The sequence below is a fragment of the Paenibacillus sp. J31R98 genome (genome assembly GCF_056269245.1).
On record NZ_JBWDNO010000002.1, the window covers coordinates 1,069,675 to 1,090,172 of the forward strand.

The 20,498-nt window shown below is 53.8% G+C and carries 15 protein-coding genes; 2 read left to right on the forward strand and 13 right to left on the reverse strand.

Going from position 1 to position 20,498, the window contains the following annotated elements:
* Positions 1–21: 21 nt before the first annotated feature.
* The 4 genes from AC0YNX_RS13505 to AC0YNX_RS13520 all read right to left on the reverse strand — a co-directional run bounded on the left by AC0YNX_RS13505 (position 22) and on the right by AC0YNX_RS13520 (position 4,316).
* Entirely contained in the window at positions 22–795 is a 774-nt protein-coding gene (locus AC0YNX_RS13505; protein ID WP_475816172.1) for a response regulator transcription factor, read from the reverse strand.
* Positions 795–2,585 (reverse strand): sensor histidine kinase, encoded by a 1,791-nt coding sequence (locus tag AC0YNX_RS13510; protein ID WP_475816173.1) that lies wholly within the window; start codon positions 2,583–2,585, stop codon positions 795–797. The genes AC0YNX_RS13505 and AC0YNX_RS13510 overlap by 1 nt, the downstream gene beginning before the upstream one ends.
* Positions 2,586–3,086: 501 nt before the next feature.
* A complete protein-coding gene (locus AC0YNX_RS13515) occupies positions 3,087–3,260 on the reverse strand; it encodes a YezD family protein (protein WP_475816174.1) in 174 nt (57 codons plus the stop codon).
* Positions 3,261–3,290: 30 nt separating this feature from the next.
* A complete protein-coding gene (locus AC0YNX_RS13520; protein WP_475816175.1) occupies positions 3,291–4,316 on the reverse strand; it encodes an aldo/keto reductase in 1,026 nt (341 codons plus the stop codon).
* A gap of 387 nt (positions 4,317–4,703) precedes the next feature.
* Here AC0YNX_RS13520 and AC0YNX_RS13525 point away from each other — a divergent pair, with 387 nt between their 5' ends.
* Positions 4,704–6,044 (forward strand): LLM class flavin-dependent oxidoreductase, encoded by a 1,341-nt coding sequence (locus AC0YNX_RS13525; RefSeq protein ID WP_475816176.1) that lies wholly within the window; start codon positions 4,704–4,706, stop codon positions 6,042–6,044.
* Between the two features lie 25 nt (positions 6,045–6,069).
* Positions 6,070–7,011: a cysteine synthase A gene (cysK, locus tag AC0YNX_RS13530; RefSeq protein WP_475816252.1), complete on the forward strand. Its 942-nt coding sequence runs from the start codon at positions 6,070–6,072 to the stop codon at positions 7,009–7,011.
* On the opposite strand, the gene AC0YNX_RS13535 is transcribed toward cysK, so the two are convergent.
* The 9 genes from AC0YNX_RS13535 to AC0YNX_RS13575 form a co-directional block, all read right to left on the reverse strand.
* Complete coding sequence (locus tag AC0YNX_RS13535) at positions 7,008–8,090, reverse strand: isocitrate/isopropylmalate dehydrogenase family protein (protein WP_475816177.1); 1,083 nt, start codon at positions 8,088–8,090, stop codon at positions 7,008–7,010. The genes cysK and AC0YNX_RS13535 overlap by 4 nt on opposite strands.
* Entirely contained in the window at positions 8,087–9,907 is a 1,821-nt protein-coding gene (locus tag AC0YNX_RS13540; RefSeq protein ID WP_475816178.1) for an ABC transporter ATP-binding protein, read from the reverse strand. The genes AC0YNX_RS13535 and AC0YNX_RS13540 overlap by 4 nt, the downstream gene beginning before the upstream one ends.
* A complete protein-coding gene (locus AC0YNX_RS13545; RefSeq protein WP_475816179.1) occupies positions 9,900–11,645 on the reverse strand; it encodes an ABC transporter ATP-binding protein in 1,746 nt (581 codons plus the stop codon). The genes AC0YNX_RS13540 and AC0YNX_RS13545 overlap by 8 nt, the downstream gene beginning before the upstream one ends.
* Positions 11,646–11,741: 96 nt before the next feature.
* Positions 11,742–13,166, reverse strand: a complete 1,425-nt coding sequence (locus AC0YNX_RS13550; RefSeq protein WP_475816180.1) for an ABC transporter substrate-binding protein — start codon at positions 13,164–13,166, stop codon at positions 11,742–11,744.
* Between the two features lie 170 nt (positions 13,167–13,336).
* The gene (locus AC0YNX_RS13555; protein WP_475816181.1) at positions 13,337–14,302 is read right to left on the reverse strand and encodes a carbohydrate ABC transporter permease; all 966 of its coding nucleotides are present in this window, start codon (positions 14,300–14,302) and stop codon (positions 13,337–13,339) included.
* Positions 14,303–14,320: 18 nt separating this feature from the next.
* Positions 14,321–15,193: a carbohydrate ABC transporter permease gene (locus tag AC0YNX_RS13560; RefSeq protein ID WP_475816182.1), complete on the reverse strand. Its 873-nt coding sequence runs from the start codon at positions 15,191–15,193 to the stop codon at positions 14,321–14,323.
* Entirely contained in the window at positions 15,190–17,466 is a 2,277-nt protein-coding gene (locus AC0YNX_RS13565) for a DUF5696 domain-containing protein (RefSeq protein ID WP_475816183.1), read from the reverse strand. The genes AC0YNX_RS13560 and AC0YNX_RS13565 overlap by 4 nt, the downstream gene beginning before the upstream one ends.
* Positions 17,463–19,631, reverse strand: a complete 2,169-nt coding sequence (locus tag AC0YNX_RS13570; protein ID WP_475816184.1) for an SMP-30/gluconolactonase/LRE family protein — start codon at positions 19,629–19,631, stop codon at positions 17,463–17,465. The genes AC0YNX_RS13565 and AC0YNX_RS13570 overlap by 4 nt, the downstream gene beginning before the upstream one ends.
* A 17-nt stretch (positions 19,632–19,648) precedes the next feature.
* Positions 19,649–20,497 (reverse strand): carbohydrate ABC transporter permease, encoded by an 849-nt coding sequence (locus tag AC0YNX_RS13575; protein WP_475816185.1) that lies wholly within the window; start codon positions 20,495–20,497, stop codon positions 19,649–19,651.
* Position 20,498 lies beyond the last annotated feature (1 nt).

Sequence of the window (20,498 nt, forward strand, 5' to 3'; positions counted from 1 at the left end):
GGATGAACGGCGTTTGGACATTCATAGAACGGATTTTGGTTGTTTACGGTATTCAGTAGGGGTCATATCGCCGCACCATCGTTTGAAAATCTTAATGAAGTAATTGTCGTTCTCGAAACCGACCTGCCTGCCGATGTCGCTGATCGTCCGGTCCGTCTCGGACAATAGCATCTTCGCCGCCTCAACACGGCGGTTCTGAATGTAATGCGTCAGTGTTTGCCCCGTCTTCTTCTTGAACAAGTCACTCACATAGCTCGCGTCCATTCGAATCAGCTCCGCTAATCCTTTCAGCGTGATTTCCTCTGGATAATGGTCTTCGATGTAAGCGATCAGCTTATTCATCTCCGGGTGGTCAGTTGGCTCCGTGGACGACTTCTTCGGGAACCACTTGTCTGCCTTCCGCGCCTTCTCCATCCGTTCGAGCTCGACAGCAACTTTGCCCATCGCTTGTTTGATGCCTTGAAGGTCGAGCGACAGCTTCAGGAGATAGCCCGATGCTCCGTATTCGACCGCTTGGCGGGCATATTCGAACTCGCTAATTGCCGTTAGCATGATGAAGCGGCATTCGAAGCCTTCCTCCCGGGATGCCTGCAGCATCTTCACGCCGTCCATGATGGGCATGTCGATATCGGAGACAACGACGTCCGGATGCAGCTCTCGGATGAGGCGCAGCCCCTCTTCCCCGTTTACGGCTTCTCCGATGATTTCGAACGGAATGCCGGCTTTGCCGAACAGCTTGCGGATGCTTGCCCGAGCAGGCTGTTCATCCTCTACAATTAACGTCCGCCACATCATCAACTCTCCCCCTTCTCGTATGGTTTCGCTAGCAATAATGGCAAATGCATGACGACCCGCGTACCGACTTCGGACGACTCAATCGCAAGTCCCGTGCTCTGATGCTTGAACATGAGCTCCAAGCTTTCACGGATATTCTGAATGCCGATGCTCTTTCTCTTGCGGGAGACGACGCTCTTCTTCGCCTGCTCGACGCCGACTCCGTTATCTATGACTTCCAAGATCAGATGACCATCTCGCGAGGTCGCATGAATTTCGATTTGGCCTTCCGCAAGCGATCTGCCGAAACCATGCAGCAGCGAATTTTCCACGAGCGGCTGCAAACAAAATTTCGGAATGAGCGCGAATCGCAAATCTTCCTTGATATCGTGCTTCAGAAGTATGCCATGTCCGAACCGCCTGCGCTGAATGTCCATATAGGATTCAATGAGTTCGAGCTCCTCCTTAAGCAGGATGAGATCGACATCGGTATTCAATGTCGTTTCCAATATTTTTCCCAACGCCACGCATATTTCAAAGATCTCGTCTTCATCTTTATCAAGCGCGATGCTTTTGATCGTATTCAGCGTATTAAGCAAAAAATGCGGGTTCATCTGCGCGAGCAGCACCTGGAACCGGACGATCTGCTTCTGCCGTTCCTCAAGGCGCAGCTTCTCCACGAGCCCGTTCAAATCGTCAATCATCGCGTTGAAGCTGCGTGTCAGGGACAACACTTCGCCTCGGCCTTCTTCGGGAAGCTTCTCCTTCAGGTTCGATTTGACGGTAATGTCCATCTTCTTCTGAACGAGCTTTAGCCGCCTTGTAATCTTGGAGGAAATGAAATACGTAAGCGCTACGAACAGCAGCAAGATGGCGCTGTATGCGGCGAAGAACAGTTCTCTTTGCTTGTCCACTTCCTTGAACAACAACGCTAGCGGCACTTTCTTGACCAAGTAACCGTTCAGTTCTTGAATCCGGTCATACGTATACAGCGTTTTGCCCTTCTTGTCGACGATGGAGTAAGACTTCCCCGAATCATCCCGGGATGTCGTTATACTATGCACGATCCCGCTTGGCAACCGTTCGCTGTCGCTCGAATGAAGAATCGTCCGTCCATTCGAATCTAGCAGATAGTAAGTTTCCTGCTGCTGCCTGTTGTTCTTCGTCGTCTGCTCGAACCACTCCTGGTAGTCGATGCTTAAGCGGGCGTAAGCGTAAGGACGGAGGGCATCGTCGCGAAGCACCTCATATAGACTAAGCATCATGCGCCTCTCCTCGACCTCGCGAACGGCGACATTGCGGTCATTCGGATTCCAGAGATATCGTTCTCCCCCTTCGCTTCTAAGAGCTTGCACCCAGGGCTCGTCCATCAGCTCATCGTAATTCAATGCGTCCTTCGGGGTATACGAGGTATAGGCATTGCCATGTAAATCAATGACCGTGTAATACACCGTTGCTCCGGTGAGGAAAAATGTATTCTCAATCGCGCTGAACTTGTTTTCCACCGTTCTTTTGCGTTCAATCGGATCTTGGAGCTTCGGATTTCGCATCAGCTGGCGAATCGTCGAATCCTGCTCCAGCAGCAAGCCCGTCTTCATGACGAGACTCATGAGATCGACAAGCCCGGTCTTAAGCCCGTCCAGCTGCTCGATGTTTTTCGTTGAAGCTTCCCGTTGGAGCAGCCGTTCCGTTTCTTTGAAGTTGTACAAAGCAAGGAGTGCGATTGGCGTTAATAGAAATAGCAAAAAAGAGATCAAAATCCGGTTTTTCAACGTTTCAGGCGTCAGCGCGCGAATAAATCTACTCAGCATCGTGTTATTCCTGCATAACTATGCTTCCTTTGATCGGTCATTGTGATCTCCCCTATTGTTGAAGTTACTAGTTGAAGTTACTAATCGAATAATGTTATTGATTACATATTAGAACAGCAAGTCTAGCCTTGCAAAGCGTTTCGTCAATAAAATTCGAGCCCGTTCGACAGTGATGCTGTCTAACGGGCTCGGTGGTTATAAACAAAAAAAGCCGACTGATTAAAGTCGGCTTCTAGAGTGTAGAGATGGCCTCTTTTTCAAACGGCCGATATTTGATGTTTGGCAGCGCTGAGAGTTCATTATTCGCGCTCTCAGCATGAAAATGGGCCGTTTGATGCTCTGAGAGTGCAATTTTCGTACTCTCAGCATGAAAATCCACCATTTGCAGCGCTGAGAGTTCATTATTCGCACTTTCATGCTGTCGAGACTTCCCCGACAGCATGAAAGCCGACTGATTAAAGTCGGCTTCCTTCGCATCTATTCAAATTGCTTCATATTAATTTAAGATTGCTTTTTACTGCCGGAGGAACTTTGTTCAAACCGTTGACGGTCAGTCCGTTCGATCTGGACGATCGTTCCGTTATGTACGGTAATGTGTACAGAACCGTATTCCAATCCGTTTACTTGCTCCAGAATCCGTCTAACCCAAATCTCATCCACTACCGTTTTAGCCATAACAATCCCTCCTTATTTTTAGTACTGCTGTTAAGCTTTGGCTGAAGCTGTTTCACGAAGCGTCTTAATAATCTCAAAATCACCCTGCGTGACCGCGTCGATTTCCGCAAGCTCTTCGGCAGTCAGCTTCTCTGCTACTTTTGCAATCGATTCGGTTATATTATGCGGTTTGGATGCCCCAAGTATGGCGGACGTGACATGCGGCTGGCTGACGACCCATGTCAGCGCCAGCTGCGCCAGCGTCCAGCCTTTCCTAGCCGCAATCGGCTTCAATGCTTCAACGATATGGAAGTTTCTTTCGTTTTCCAGCAGCGGCTTAATTCTCGCTTCGCCCGCCGCCCCGCGCGATCCAGCCGGAGGCGCTTGATTGAACTCGTACTTGCCGGTCAACAAGCCGCGGCCTAGCGGGCTATACACGACTACCCCTACCTTCTCGGAGGCTGCGAACGGCAGCAGTTCCTGTTCGATTCCCCGTGCAATAAGGCTGTACTCCGGCTGGATGCTCTCATACCGGTGCAAACCAAGCTGTGCCGATATGCCATGCGCTTTCGCCAGCTGCCAAGCGGCAAAGTTGGAGGCGCCGATGTAACGGACTTTGCCTTGGCGGACAAGGTCGTCAAGCGCTCGCAGCGACTCCTCAAGTGGCGTTTCGTGATCAAAGCGATGTACTTGATACAGATCGATATAGTCGGTTTTCAGGCGGCGCAGGCTGTTTTCAACCGCACGAATGATATGATACCTGCTCTGTCCCTGGTCGTTCGGCTCGTTTCCGACGCGGCCATGCACCTTGGTCGCCAGAATAATCCGGTTCCGGCGGGAGCCCAGCAGATTGCCGAGAATCGTCTCCGATTGACCGCTCTCCTGCGGGTTGCTTAGGTCGGTGCCTTTGCCGTAGACATCGGCTGTATCGATAAAGTTAATTCCGGCATCCAGTGCCGTATCCAGTACCTCCGCCGACTTCGTCTCATCGATCCAACGCCCGAAGGCCATCGTACCGAGTGCAATCTCAGATACCTTTAATCCCGTTCTTCCGAACTTGTTCAATGCAATGCTCATTACTAGCACACTCCTCTAAAATTAGATTTGAATAAAGAACCAAACAACCCACATCAAGCAGCCAGTTCAACCGTACTGTCCAAAAAAGACAGAAAACCGGAGAGTCGCAAAAAGTCTGGCGTCTCTCCGGTTGGCCGGTCGATTAACTAGTAATCCTATGAATATACTGTGCTTTAAAATATAGCATCGCCTCCCACGCATGTCAACTTGTGGAAAAACATTTTTTCACATCGTTGACGAGGCTCACGCATGATGATACGATATAACTGATTATTCCGCTAGGTTTAGTATAAATAGTTGACCAGCCCCCTGGAGACACAAGGATCAATTTGTGTCTCCTTTTTGTTTATTCAATACCGGAATCATCAGATTATAAGGAGGAGTACGATGGGCAAACCCAGCAAACAAGTGCATTTGAACGTTTTCCTTCGGCAGGCAGGCCATCATGCCGCCGCCTGGCGCCATCCCAAAACGACGCCGGAGCTCACCTTCGATTTCGCCTATTACAAAGACCTAGCACAAACCGCGGAACGCGGGCTGTTCGATTCAGTCTTCATGGCGGACGGCTATGTCGGAACCGGACGGCGCCTTGAGCCGTTCACGCTTCTATCTGCCCTCTCGGTCGTTACCCAACACCTCGGATTAATCGGCACTGTCGGCACAACGTACAATGAACCATATCACGTCGCGCGCAAGTTCGCTTCGCTTGATCACATCAGCGGCGGACGCTCGGGCTGGAACATCGTGACCGGGCATACAGATGCGACTGCATACAATTTCGGCAAAGAGTCGCATCTGGAGCATTCGGAACGTTACAAATGGGCCGAAGAATTCGTCGAGGTCACGAAGCAGCTCTGGGACAGTTGGGAAGAAGATGCGCTTGTATTCGATAAGGAAGCAGGCATTCAATTCGACGAGAATAAGCTGCATGAAATCAATTACTCGGGCAGTATCTATCAGGTGAAGGGACCGCTCAACATTCCAAGGCCGCCTCAAGGCTTTCCCGTGCTCGTGCAGGCTGGCTCCTCCGAGTCAGGACGCGAATTAGCCGCGCGCACCGCAGAGGTCATCTTCACGGCGCAACCAACGCTGGGAGAAGGCCAAGCGTTCTATGCCGATGTCAAAAGCAGGCTGGCAAAGTACGGCAGAGCGCCTAACGAGCTGATCATCCTGCCAGGCTTCAGCCCGATTATCGGCGATACGAGAGCCGAGGCTCAAGAGCTCGAGGATGAACTGAACGCTTTTCACGATATCCATGAAGCGGTGGCACGGTTATCCGAACGGTTCGGCGTCGACTTGACCGGCCTTCCGCTTGACGAGCCGGTCCCTCAGTTGTCAGACACGAAAGGGATCGATTCGGTCAATGGAAGCAAGAGCCGGCATCAACTCATTCTCGATATGCTTCACAGCGATGCCAGCCTAACGCTCCGCCAGGTCGTGAACCGGCTCGCTGGCGCACGCGGCCATCTCATCCATACCGGCACGCCGACCGAGATCGCGGACGTCATTCAGCAATGGATTGAGAACGATGCGGCTGACGGCTTTAATCTGATGCCCCCTATCTACCCGCACGGTCTAGATATCTTCGTCGACAAGGTGGTGCCCGAGCTGCAGAACCGTGGCATCTTCCGCACAGCATACGAAGGCTCGACTCTTCGGGAGCACTACGGTCTGGCTCGTCCGGCGAATCGGTTCGGCTCCGGCGCCGCAACTTCGCTTCCTAACTAATCCGAGATTAAAGGAGTGTCCGCAAATGACAAAGATCGCCACCAACCTCACCCAGCTGATCGGCAACACGCCCCTGCTGGAGCTAAGAAATTTCAATGCCAAGCACAACCTTGGCGCCGTTCTGATCGCCAAGCTGGAATATTTCAATCCCGCCGGCAGCGTCAAGGACCGGATCGGGTTCGCCATGATCAAGGACGCAGAAGAACGCGGTGTCATCAACAAAGACTCGGTCATTATTGAACCGACGAGCGGTAACACAGGGATCGCTCTTGCGTTCGCGGCGGCCGCGCTCGGCTATAAGTTGATCATTACGCTTCCCGAGACGTTCAGCATCGAGCGAAGAAAGATGCTGCTTGCCCTGGGAGCTGAGCTGGTGTTAACGCCCGGCGCGACGGGCATGGCCGGCGCGATCAAGAAAGCCGAAGAGCTCGCGGCGTCCATCCCGAATTCGTTTATTCCGCAGCAGTTCCGCAATCCGGCCAATCCGGCCATTCACCGCACAACGACTGCCGAAGAAATTTGGCGGGATACGGAAGGCACGGTCGATATATTCATTGGCGGCGTCGGAACCGGCGGCACGATATCCGGCGTCGGCGATGTGCTTAAACAGCGCAAACCGTCAGTCCAAATCATTGCTGTCGAACCGGCCAGCTCGCCCGTTCTCTCCGGTGGGGAGAAAGGCCCGCACAAAATCCAAGGAATCGGGCCGGGCTTCGTACCGGACAACTTCCATAGGCACATTGCGGACGAAATTCTCACCGTCACGAACGAAGATGCGCTAGAAACAGCGCGCTCGCTGGCCAGGACCGAAGGGCTGGTCGTCGGCATCTCCTCCGGTGCCGCCGTCTTCGCGGCGAGCCGAGTCGCGAACCGACCGGAGAATGCCGGCAAAACCATCGTCGTGCTGCTGCCGGATACTGGCGAACGTTATTTGTCCACCGAGCTGTTCCCGGTCGAAATCATCTAGCGTTCCTCCTCTCCGATAAATGCGATGACAGCTTCCGCGAATCCCCTTGTGGAAGCTGTCCCGCCCATATCGGTCGTACGGACGCCGGCGGCTACCGCAGCCTCGACGCCGCGCACGATTCGTTCCGACACGCTCCTCAGCCGATTATCGCCATGGCGGGCAACGAGCCAATCCAGAAGCATGGCCGAGGATATCAGCATCCCGATTGGATTGGCGATCCCCCTTCCGGCAATATCCGGCGCCGAACCATGCGCCGCTTGAGCCATCGCATAATTGTCTCCCGCATTCAACGCCCCTGCCATGCCAAGACTTCCAACCAGCTCGCCCGCAAGATCCGATAAGATGTCGCCGAACATGTTTGTCGTCAGAATGACATCGAACTCTGCGGCGCGACGCACCAGACGAGCGCAAGCGGCATCAATGTGGTAATCATCCACCTGCACGTCCGGATACTGCGCGGCGACTTCCCGACATACGGCGAGAAATAAACCGTATCCCAGCTTGATGACATTTGCTTTATGTACGATCGAAACCCGCTTCCTGCGCAGCCTTGCAGCCCGGAATGCCGCGTGGGCAATCCGTTCGGCCGCTCGCCGCGTAAACACGCCGGATGAAATGACGAGATCAGGCGTCACCTGCCACTCCCCCGTTCCGGATGCCATATTCCTGTCGGCGTAGAAGCCTTCTGTATTCTCGCGGTAAATAATTAGATCTGCGCTCTTCGCCACGCTCGCGATGCCGGTCATCGTCCGGTTCGGGCGGATATTGGCGAACAGATCGAAGGCATGACGCAGCTCCCCGCTCGGATTCCGAGCGGCACGATGTTCCGCTGGATACGAGACGGAATCATGCGGTCCCATCAACCAGCCGCTGCAGTCCATCAACGCCTTCTTCGTCAGCTCTGGCAGCGGGTCACCATACTCCCGAATTGCCTGCAGCCCCATTGGCAGAGGCACCCAATTCAGTGCCGTAACCCCGCTCTTCTGCTCCGCCGCCTCGATGACCTTCCGTGCAGCCGCCACGATTTCCGGTCCAATTCCATCTCCATCCATAACGCCAATCCGATACACGTTCCTCATACCAGTACACCTCGCGCGTTCAAATACAGCCTAGAGTAATAACCATTCTGTTCCATTAATCTGTCATGATCGCCTTCCTCCACGATTTGGCCTTGATCCAGAACGATAATCCGGTCAGATCGGCGGATCGTGGACAGCCGGTGCGCAATGACCAGCGTCGTCCTGCCCTCGGAAACGACTCGAAGCGCGGACTGAAGCAGCTGCTCCGTATGCGAGTCCAGATTGGCAGTCGCCTCGTCGAGAATCAAGATGTTCGGCTGGAAGACGATAATGCGGGCAAACGAAATCAACTGCTTCTCCCCGGACGAGAGCCCGGTACCGTTCTCGGACAGCCGGGTTGCGTAGCCATCCTTCATCCGCCGCACCAGCTGGTCGACGCCGACTCGCTCGCATGCGCGGATCACCTTATCTTCCGGAATCGATTCATCGAACAGCCTGATGTTATCCAGCACGCTTCCCGAGTATAGAAAAGGCTCCTGCTGCACAAGCCCGACAATTCGCTGCAGCTTCTTTTGCTTCAGCTTGCGAATATCGAAGCCGTCGATCCGAATGCTGCCCTCCAAGACGTCGTAAAACCGGCACAATAAGCTGATCAAGGAGCTTTTGCCCGCTCCGGTAGCGCCTACGATGCCCAGCATTTCGCCCGGCCTTATGTTCAGATTCACTTTATTCAGTACATGCCTGTCTTCCTTGTAGCCGAATGTGACGCCTTCGAATTCCACTTTACCCGCAATCGCTGCCCTCTTAACCGGAGAGGCTTCCTCCGGATCGCGGACATCGGGCGCCGTCTTGAACACGCTCCAAATCCGGTTCACCGATACGATGGTCGATTGGACCGTATTCCACTGCTGCGTAATCGAGTTGATGGGCTGGAAGAACTGGCGGATATACGTGATGAACGCATAGAGCACGCCGAACTCGATCTGTTCGCCTAACACCGCGCGTCCTCCCATCCACACGACGAACGCAACGGACAAGTTGCCTAGGATGTCGAAGATCCGGTTGAACACCACCATCGTTCGAATTTCGCGCAAATTGGTGCGGTAGAATGCGTCATTGCGTTCTGTAAACTGCCGCTGCTGTTCCTTCTCCTGATGGAATACCTGGATGAGGTTCATGCCGGACAAGTTCTCCGCGGCGAAAGCGATCATCCGCGACAACGCGGTTCGAACGAGCTGGTAAGTCGCCCGCATATAGGCTCGGAAGCCATACGCGATTAGCGCAATCACGGGAATGATCAGCAAGCTGAACAGCGTCATCTGGACATCCAGCCTGAACATCAGCACGACAATAAATATCAAGGTCAACCCATCCCGAAGCAGGCTCGCCAATACTTGATTGAAGAATCGGTTCAACCCTTCCGTATCACTTGACACATGCGCAATGAGACTGCCGGTCGATACGCGGTCAAAGTAGGAAACGGACAGCTTCAGCAAGTGCCTGAACATCCCGCTGCGGATGCCGGCTACGATACTCTGCCCGATCCGCTGCAGCAAATTGTTCTGCAGATAAGTGAACACGAAGCCGGCAACCGCCAGCAGGAAGTAGATGCCGCATAGAAGCAGCAGCGACCTATAATTCGCATGGTCTGCAATCAGCACGTCATCGATCGCAATCTTGACCAGATAAGGCTGCAGCAGATCCGCCGAGATCGATAACAGAATAAAGAATAACAGCAGAACAAACGACAGGCGGTGCGGCTTGGCGTACGTATACAACGCTTTTATGGCTGAGCCGTAATCGAGCGCCGCATCCGTATCCTGCTGGATGCCCGTGCGCTGATCCTGCTGCCAATTATTCATAATGGCTTTAGACATCCGTATCCCCTTCCTCCTGAATGGCGTAGAGACGCGCATAGACGCCATCCTCCGCAACGAGCTGCTCATGCGTGCCCCGCTGCACGATCCGTCCTCCGTCCATGGCAATAATCAGGTCAGCATGCTTGAGCGCGCTGATCCGATGGGATACGATGATGGTCGTCTTGCCCTTGCGTTCGGCGCGCAGAGAGTCGATAATCGCTTTCTCGGTCAGCGAATCAATCGCGCTTACGCTATCGTCCAGAATCATGATCGGCGCCTGCTTGAACAAACCACGGGCGAGGCTCGCCCGCTGTCTTTGACCGCCGGACAGCGATAATCCCCGTTCTCCGAGCCTCGTCTCGAACCCATCGGGTAACGCATGCACCTCTTGGTGAATATGGGCTTGCAGCGCGGCCTTCTCGATCTCCTCCAGCTCCGCTTCTCGGTTACTGAAAGCAATATTTTCACGAATCGAGGTACTGAACAGGAAGCCGTCCTGCGGGACGTAGCCTATGCTGCTTCGGAGACTTTCCAAAGTCAGACTCCGGATATCCCGACCATCGGCAAATATCGTATCGGCCGGCGGATCGTAGACGCGGAGAAGCAGCTTCATTAACGTCGTCTTGCCGCTTCCCGTCTTGCCGATGATGCCAACCGTCGCGCCAGGCGGCACCGTGAGATCAATCTCAGATAAGACCGGCGAGGAACCATCCGGATACGAGAACGACAGCTTTCGAATGTCGATAGCTGCATGTTCCGGGTTCGCGAGCTTTAACGTGCCTGTATCGGGAACGTCCGGCTCTACGCCGAGCAGATCGTTCAACCGTTCGAGGGAAGCCCGGGCACGCTGCATCGCATTGATGACGTCCCCGATCCGTTGAAGCGGATTGATCAGCATGCCGATGTACAGCACAAGCGTTACGAAATCACCGAGCGTGATCGTCTGATTGGCTGTCAAATACCCGACGAGCGCGATCGAGGTAATCATCGACAACGCACCGAGGAACGGAATGACCGCCTGCAATAACGATGAGACGCGCACCAGCTGAAGCTGGTTGTCGCGAATTTGGGCGACCGTCGCATCGAAGCGATCGGTCATGATGGCTTCAGCAGCGAATTTCTTCGTGACCCGAATCCCGCTGAATTGCTCGGCTGCCGTCTCCGTCATTTTGCCTAGCGATTCTTGCACTTGGACAGAACGCTTGCGGATTAACGGTCCTAGCCATGCGACGAACCACGGGATAAAGAGCAGCGGGATCAAGCTGACCAGAATCGCGTAAGCCGGAATCGAGCTGAGCAACATCGAGATGATTACAGATATGAGCAGAATGGAAGAGTTCGTAATATGATTGATCCCCATCGATATCGATTCCCTGACGGCGGTCACATCGTTGATCAGATAGTTGAGCAGCTTGCCAACCCCGTACCGGGCATAATTGCTCAGGCTGAGGTGCGTGAATTGGACGAACAGCTTGCCCCTGGTCAACCGCTCGAACAATCGTCCCAGATACATGATCAGAAACTGTCCGCTGCCGCCAAGAAGACCGTATCCGAGCGCGATCGACGCGACCAGCAAGCTGTATGGCGCAATATCAGCCTCTGTCAGCGTTCCCTTGTGAAGCTCATCCGTAAAATTGCCAATCGTGCGCGGCATACGCGCCAATATCACGTTAGCTGTGCCGATGGCGCAGACGGCGATCAGATAGAGATACCATTTGGACTTCATATACTCGCTTAAGAGTTTCGGCTTTTTCAACAAGCATTCACTTCCTATATCATTCTTTGAAACCAAGGTGGAAAGGGTTCAGTCAACAAAAGCCGGGGCCTTATCAGCCCCGGACTTTCGTCTCTATTATGGCGTGCCGACCGTCGTCTTGAGCGTCTCGACATCCTTGTTGATCGCTTCCTCGGTTTTTCGGATCGTGGAGTTAACATCCAGTCCGCCGATCGCCAAATCTTCAGCCGCCTCTGTCAGGCGTTTGGCGATATCTAGCTCATACGGGTGAACGTAGTGCTCTTGCAGCGGTTCGCCGATGAACACGTTCTGTACCGACTTGCCCTGCAGCACCGGAATATCAAGTCCGTACTCTTTTTTCAGATCATCATTGATAATAGCAGGCACCCTGCCGTTACGTGCCAGGATCCGCTGCCCTTCGTCCGACAGAATCTCCTGGATGACTTGGAACGCTTCGTCTTTATGCTCGCTCTTGCTGTTTACGGACAACGAGTGAATTTGGGCTTCTCTCGTCTTGCCGAGCTGGTCCGCGAAGTTCGGCGCAGGCGCGATGTCCCAGTTGAACTCGACCCCCTGTTGTCGCAGCTCCTCAAGCGGTCCCACCATGTTGGCCAGCCAAGTGACGCGGATCGCCACATTCTGGTCCTTCATAAACTGGTCGCGCCCGTAATTCCAGAATTTATCCGGTCCGATGTAGCCGGGAATCTCGAATATTTTCTTCTGCAGTTCGAATACTCTGCGCCATTCCGGCGTATCAAGCGCCGCCTGGCCTGTTTCCTTATTCAAGTATGGCAGGCCAAGGCTCTTCGCCAGACCGGTCAAGTTATCGACGGAAAGGCCGACATAATGCTTGCCGCCTTCCGTGCGGGTCAGCTTCTTGGCCAACTCCAGCACTTCATCCCAAGTCAGCTGCTTCTCAGTCGGGTAAGGAACGCCGAATTTATCGAAGATATCCTTGTTGTAGTACAAGACGTGCTGGTTGGCGTTGAACGGAATCGCGTAAATCTGGTCTCCCTTGCCAGCCGTAATTTCCGTAATATAGTTCCACAGAATCGGTTTGATGCGCGAAGTATCGAAATTATGGCGTTTGATCAACTCGCGTAGATCTTCATAAGCCCCTGTGCGGATGATCTGCTGGTGCGAGGACGAAGACGAATAGATGATGTCCGGCGTATACGTCGATAATACTTCCTCATTGGTCGTTTCCGCCGCCGGCGTGATCCGCTCGATCGTCACGTTCGGATATTTCTTCTTGATCGGTTCGGCGATCAGCGTGTTGAATTCGACGTCCGGGAACGTGCCGCTGGTGTTGTAGAATGTGAGCTTCAGCGGTTCGTCGCCAAGCTTCTTGTAATCCGCGGACTCGTCTTTCTGGTTTCCGGCATTTGCGTTGCCCGCTGTTGTGGCCGCATTGTCAGCTTTGTTGCCCGCTGGCTCATTCGCGCTGGCCGCCGTGCCCTCGTTCTTGCCTCCTCCGCTGCTGCAAGCGGCTAACATCGTAGCCGCCAGCAATAAATTGACCATTGTAAGTTTCTTCTTCATCTCATGACACCGCCTATAATTATATTTGTCGTAATGCAAGCGTTTCGTCGCTCTGCCAAACAGGAGAGCTGTTACGGGTTATCCATAAACATTCCGCAGCGTTGTGGACGACACATGCCGATCACCTCCTTAAAACTTAAGGCCAGCCCTGGCCGCATTCGCCGGTGCCATTATTCCACCAGCCCCGTTCGTTCGACGCCTTCGATAAACCAGCGCTGCGCGAAGAAATAGACGATGAGCAGCGGGAACACAATCAGGAACGAGGCCGCCATCTTAATCGACTCCTCGTAAACCGACATCTCGCCCGCACCTGCAGCCCGGGCCATCTCCGCAGCCATTCTCGCCAGCGTTATGGACAGCGGCACGTTCTCGGCCGTGAACATGAAGATCGATGGCAAATAAAAGTCATTCCAATTCCAGACGAAGGAGAACAAGACGACAACGACGATGGCAGATTTGGAAAGCGGGAACATGACGCGGAAGAACAGCCTGAACGCGTTAGCCCCGTCCATTCTTGCCGCCTCGTCCAGCTCCTTCGGCAACGTGGAATAGAAGGAACGGTAAATGATAACGAACAAGGCTCCCTTCAAACCATGGCCGAAAATAGCGGGAATGATCATCGGCAGCACGGTATCCAGCCAACCGAAGCTCTTGAACATGATGATCGTCGGCAGAATGACTACTTGCGGCGGCATGATGAACGTGAACAGCAGCATCGCCATCCAGAACTTCTTGAACGGAAAGTCGAGCCGGGCAAAGGCATAGCCAGCTACCGCGCAGGAGAAGACCTGCAATACCGAAACCGCGCCGGCGAGCGATACGCTGATCGCCAAGCTCTTCGTATAGTCGAGCAGGCGCATCGCTTCCCGAATATGACCAAGGAAGATACTCTTCGGCACCCAGATAACCGTCGGGTCGAGAATGTTACGGGCATCCTTCACCATCGTCGTGACCATGTAGAGAATCGGCTTAATATAGATGAAAGCAACGTTGATCAAGATGATGTACATGACGGTCTTGAATAGAAGGCCTTTATCGATCTCGCCTCCAATCACCCGGAACCGGATGAAATCCGTGATTCGGTCAATCGCCGCGGATGGAGCGCGCCTTACTCGGTCGATCATGATTTTGGCCATTGACGAATCGCCTCCTTATTATTGATGAGCACTGCCTGAGAGCGCCTTATCCACCCGGCTGTACAGCAGCAGCGTCAAGCCGACGAACAGCAATATAATGGTGAAATAAATCCAAGCCAGCGCGCTGGAGCTGCCATAATTGGCCGTATTGACCTTGCTGACGATGGGGTTGGACGGGAACGTGAACAAGTCGACGACCGTGTACATCAGATTCAAGAAAATGTAGGGAACGAGTCCTGGCAGCGTGATTTTCCAGAAGGTGTTCCATGGTCCGGAGCCGTCAATCCTGGAAGCCTCGTACATCGACGGCGGCAGCGTCTGTCGCCCTGCAAGGAAGATCAGAATCTGGACGCCCGAGTACCAGAGCACGAGCACGAATGAACTCATGACGGTCTGAATCGGATCCGCCCATGATGCGGGCACGTATTCTCTCAGGTACTCTTCGATATGCAGCGACTGCAGGACGCTCAGCGAGCCCTCCCCTTGATTGATAAATTCCTGGACGATCTGTCCGGACGAGAAAATGACGGGAAGAAAGAAAATGACGCGAAACAGCGTGCGACCCGGGAATTTCAAGTTGAGCAGAATCGCGACCAGCAGCGAGAAGACGAGAATGATCGGTATCATCATGATCGACTCGCGCAGGAACGGAATCAGATCCTCGTAAAGCAAGCTCCCGTTCGAAACGAGTATTTCTTTGTAATTCCGGAAACCGAGAAAGGTGTAGACAGCCGAATCGACGGTAATCCGAACCTGGTGGAAGCTCATGTACAAGGAATAGCCGAGCGGAAAAGCGACGAATGCGAGAAATCCGAGTATCCAGGGGGCGATAAAAATCGAGCCTTCGATTTTACGGATCGTCGATGCGTGCAGTCTAGCCTTTCGGATCATTGGTCCGCCCCTCCCTTGATTACGGTAAAGTCCTGCGCAGCCACGCGAAGGTCGCCTTGCGCGTACGCGCTCGTTCCATAGTTGACGATCACGCGTTGCCCGCCTTCGTAAGTCGTTTCCTTCACGTTCTCCGCGAGAGAGCGATGACCAATGATTCGCTTATCCTGCACGTCGCGCAGCGCTTCGCTTGCCTTCGCGTATTCCTCCGACAGATTGTCCAGCCAATCCCGGTAATTCAGGCTGTAATACCAGATTGAATAAGCATGCCGCAGCTTGTCGGACGGTGAGGCAGTGAAGACGTACGTCGGATACGCCCCGTATTCGATGCTTCGCAGAAACTCGGTCCGCGATTCCCGTCGCACGTTCGCCCATTCGGACGTATAAGTGACGGCCCCATGGAGCACGATCTGCGCAAAAGGAACCGCCTCATCGACAAACACGTCGTATGAATAATCATCCGCGAGCCGAGGAATATGCTTCAGCCCTTCCCATACATAGGCATTAGCGTTAACAGCCGTGACGGAACCGAGTATTTCCTTCGCTTGCTTGAAAATATCGCGCTGAATGCCGATCTCGTCAGCACGGCTTGCCTCATAGCGGCCGTTGAAATCAGTATTCAGCTGATATCCGATCCCGCTGCCATCGAACACGATGCCGTCCGCGCCTAGCTTCTTGTACTCGCTCAGGTCCGAGTCGATGACCTTGCGGTAAAACCGCGGGCTCACGAGCCAATTATCTTCTCCCGCGGACAATGTGTTGCCCGAGAGATCGCGCTGGCCATCCCTTCTGTACCAGAAGCCGTCGTCCCCGTTATTGTTGATCGTATAGTTAGCCGTTAAGTAAACGGGAATGTCTAGCGTATGAGCATAATCGATAAATGCTTTCATGCCTTTATTGCCGCCGAGCTTCGACTCCACGGGAAAGTAGCCGCCATGCGTGCTGTAACCATCTTGCTGCCACCCGTTATATTGCACGACTAAATCATGAATGCCTCGGTCATAGATGCTGGAGACCAACTTCTTCGCTTCATTCGTCGTTGTAGCCGTCAAGTAGGAGTCGAAGAGCAAGCCTTGTTCGATGTCGCCGCCGACGATATCCACGTAGAGCGGAATGTCCTTCTTCGGCTCTACCGGATGAAGCGCGCCGCCCGCAGTCAAGTAATCGCGGTATTTGGCGGCCATGCCCACGTAATCGCTTTGATCCGGCGGCAGCAAGTAATAGCGTACTGTCCGCCGGGGAGCGTCGAACCGCTTCTCGCTGTAAGTGAAGAAGCCCGCGTCCGTGCTTTTGCTGACGCTTTGAAAGAATCGCTTGCGATACTGCCACTCGGTCGTCACCCAGTTCGACAAGCCGATCGAACCGGAAGGCGCCGCGAACACGTTGGCGTATTCTGCCCCTTCGGTAATGACCGCCGCGAATGCCTGGTCGCCAGACTTCAGGCCGAATACGGGGATCGACAGACGCTGGCGGTCCGGCTGATCGAAGTAGAAAGAACCGTCGTAGCCGTAAACCGGTTGATTGTACGTGAGCTGCGGGAGAACGCGGCCTTCCTTGAACCGAATCAGCGCCCCGGAGCCGTCCGGAACGAAGATATAGCCGTCCTGGCCCTGGGTAGTCTCTCCCCCGAACAGCGGGTAGAGCTTGGCGTTCAGGAGGCTGAACTTACCGGCTTCCACGATCTGCTCATCGCGGATAGTCGTCTCGACGCTGTCTTCCTTCAGCGCAACCTCGACCGGAATCTTCAAAGAGGCTTTAGGCAGTACGAACGTGACGGCAAAGCCATTCTCCGTCGTTCTGAAATCCTCCGCGAAACCGCCTTCGTCGACTAAACCGACTGTTCTGGACGCCGACTTGTAGTTGGACAAATCCATGTATTCCACAATGATGGGCGAAAGCAGATTGTTCTTCCAAGCACCGCCAATCGTTTCCTTAGGCCACTGCGCGGGATTGGGGTAAGAGTACCAAACCTTGCCGGTTTGTTTGCTCACGACCTGGAAGTGCCCTGTGTCCTTGTCGGCTGACAGCAACAAGCTCGCATTCTCAGCAATCAGCTGGAATCTGCCATCAGCTGGCAGCACTGGCTTGAATGGGGCTGTACCCGCCTTAGGCTTGAAGGAGGCCGTCGCAACGACGTTTCCAGTCCCGGCGGCGGACGCCTTTCCCACTGAAACGGCGTCATCCCGTGTGTGGAATTGAACGGCCAGCCCTGTCAGGACGGCAACGATCACGATGCCCGTAATAATTAAGGATAGCCGCAGCTTGCTGCCGGTCATCGGATGATCACCTCCTGATAGATGGAATAAATGAAGTTGATCAATTCCCCGCTCAAACTAAAGAAGATAAAGATCAACGTCGCGATGATGGCCAGCGCCAGCAGCGTAAACACGATGTTAAGAATCGCTTCGCCGACGCTGTAGTTGTGGATCCCTTGCACCATCCAGAAGAATTGCAGGAACGTCCACGCATACATCGCCAATTCAAGAAAATCGAAGATCGACGCTTCGCTTAAAGTGAAACCATGGGAGATTATTGTTAAGGGTATACCGATAGAAATAATCGGAAATAAAGCATAGGCACTCCCATAGAACACGTCGCGCAGCCGTCCTTCTCCTCGCATCAAGGAGCTAACCAAGTAATTCGCTATCACCCATCCTAGCCAAATCGCGGCAAACTGCACCAAGATCGGACCCAGCTTGACGCCTAGGTAAATTTTCGGATTAAAGGTGAAGCTTGTTTGGGAACTAATGACGCCAACGGAGAAGATCGCGAGCGCAAGCAAGAGCAAGCTGCTTACAGGCCCTGCGCCGTTCTGATATCGGATCGCATGGTAGCCGTCAATCGGATGTTTCACGAGCGTGTTCACATGCCGAAGTTGACTATAGAGCCTGCTCTGCGGGCGAAGCCTCCCAGCCCCTGCTGCGGCCCAACCATATCTTCGAGATAGCTTCAGGACAGCGAAACAGAGAATCCCCGAAGCTGCAACGACATTCATCAAGAACCCGAAGTGGTCCTGGAACCAGAAGAGACGGTTCTGCCAGAAGGAGTCCGAATAGCCCTTGTTCACGCCTGCTTTCAGGAACAGGTCTTCCGCCAGCTCGAATTGCTCTTTCTTATAGGCAGCCTTGGCAAGCCCGATCAACGCCGGGGTGTAGTAGGCGTTCTGACGGTATACTTCCGTCCAGAGCGGCTCGCTTTCTTCGTACTTTCCATCTTGGGTAAGCCTGTTCGCTTGATGAACAAGCGATCCGTACTCGGTGAGCTGAAGCCGCTGGATGAGGCTGTTGACGCTGTCCAGCACCAATAGATCCCCCGCCCGGGTCGTTGCGATCGAGGCTGGCGTCTTTACGAGCCCGAGCTTCGTCGCTCCCTCGCCGTTATCTCCGCCCCAGAAGAAGAGCAGATTGCCGTCGGCGTCATACTGGCTAATCGTGTTAAACAGCGAATCGATAACCGTAAAGTTGCCATCCGCATCGATGCTGATATCCTGCAGCTGCGGCTCTGCTTTCCTAGGCGCCCACCAGGCATTCTCGCCGAACGCCTTGTTTCCGGATGCGGGCGTAAACTCGCCGCCGCCTTCCAGCTGGTCCAATCCGGCGATATTGAATTTCTTCACTTGCTCGTTGTCGATTTCCTTCGTCACCGTGTAGACGAAGCCGCCCTGATCAATCGCCGTGTTCACGATCGCTCCAGGCAGCTTGCTTAGCTCCCTGCTATACATTTCTCTCGTATAGAACGCCCGTTTGAAAGAATCGAACAGCGAGAACTTCACTTTGTTGGAACCGAAGAAGCTCTGATAACGCCCTTCCGGGTCGAGCTGAAGCAAGCCCTGAAACGCGCCTAGCGTCGTGATATAGAGGAATCCGCGTTTGTCGACGACCAGCTTCGTAGGTTCATATTTGAATGAATCCGGCAAGTAAGGCGAGTCCGGCCGTTTGTATTCCCGCAGCAGTTTGCCTTCCCCATTCAGCCGGACGACCCGCTGGTTGCCCGTATCTGCCACGTAAATGTCGCCGTTCTTATCCACGAACAGACCGTTCGGACTGCTTAATGGACTATCTTTAACTTCAATAGAGCGGACGAATCGTCCCTGTTCATCCAGTTGCACGATCCGGTTATTGCCCGTATCGGCGATATAGATCTGATCCTTGCCGTCGACGTACAGATCCTGCGGCTGATTAAGCGTGCCGATCGGAGCATTGTCGGCTGCAGCCGTTTGGACGGTCCCTTTCTGAGGAGCCGTCTTGTCTGGACCGATATCCGGTCCTAGCAATTCTCCTGGCTGATAGGCGTTCTGAATTTGTACGAGCTGACCGTACCCGTCCTTGTAGAACGTTTGGTACGGGGAATATGCGCTTACCGCGGGCAGCAACAGCGACACCGCCAGAAGCGCGACAAACAGAATCATCGTTGTTGTACGAAGCCACCATCGCCTGCTCAATGATGCGCCCTCCCTCCTTATTTGATTCCAGAATGCGCCATCGTATCGATGACCTTCCGCTGCAGAATGATGAAGAACACCAGGTTAGGCAGCAGAATAATCAATGCCGCAACCGCGGCCGCACCCTGCCGTGCGACGTTGTTCGCCAGATTGTTCGTCAGCGTGGACAGGAAGAACGGGAACGTCTTCATGTCGTCGTCCTGCATGAAGAAAGTCGATGTCTCGAGGTTGCTCCATGAGTTCTGAAACGACAGAATGGCGACTGTAGCGACGGCCGGCATGCAGACCGGAATTACGATCTTCAGGAACAGGCCGAACTCCGTCGACCCGTCAATGCGCGCAGCTTCCAGAAGCGCCGACGGAATCTGGTCCATGAACTGTTTAAGCAGAAAGACCCCGACCGGCAGCGCCACCATCGGCAGCACATGCCCGAGATATGTATTCATCAGCCCTAGCTGGCTGACCACCAAGTAGCGCGGGATCTGGACGACTTCTGGCGCGAACATGAGCATGAGGACGATGGACGAGAACACCAGTCTTTTGCCTGGAAATTCATGCTTGGCAAGCGCATAGGCGCACAAGGAGCTGACGACCGTCACCGCCACGATGCTCACAGCCGTGATCAAGAAGCTGTTGAATAAGTAGCGGGAAAGCGGGATGACCGAATTCGACGTGACCCACATCAACTCGATGAAGTTCTGAACCGTCGGTTCCTTGACGAAGAAGTTCGGCGGATAAACGAACAGCTCGTGATACGGCTTGAACGCATGATTGAAAATGTAAATAATTGGCAGCAGCATGAACGCCGCGAAGGCAGCCATGGCCAGATGAAGCGAGATTCTCGATATGGAGAACGATTTCAGCATG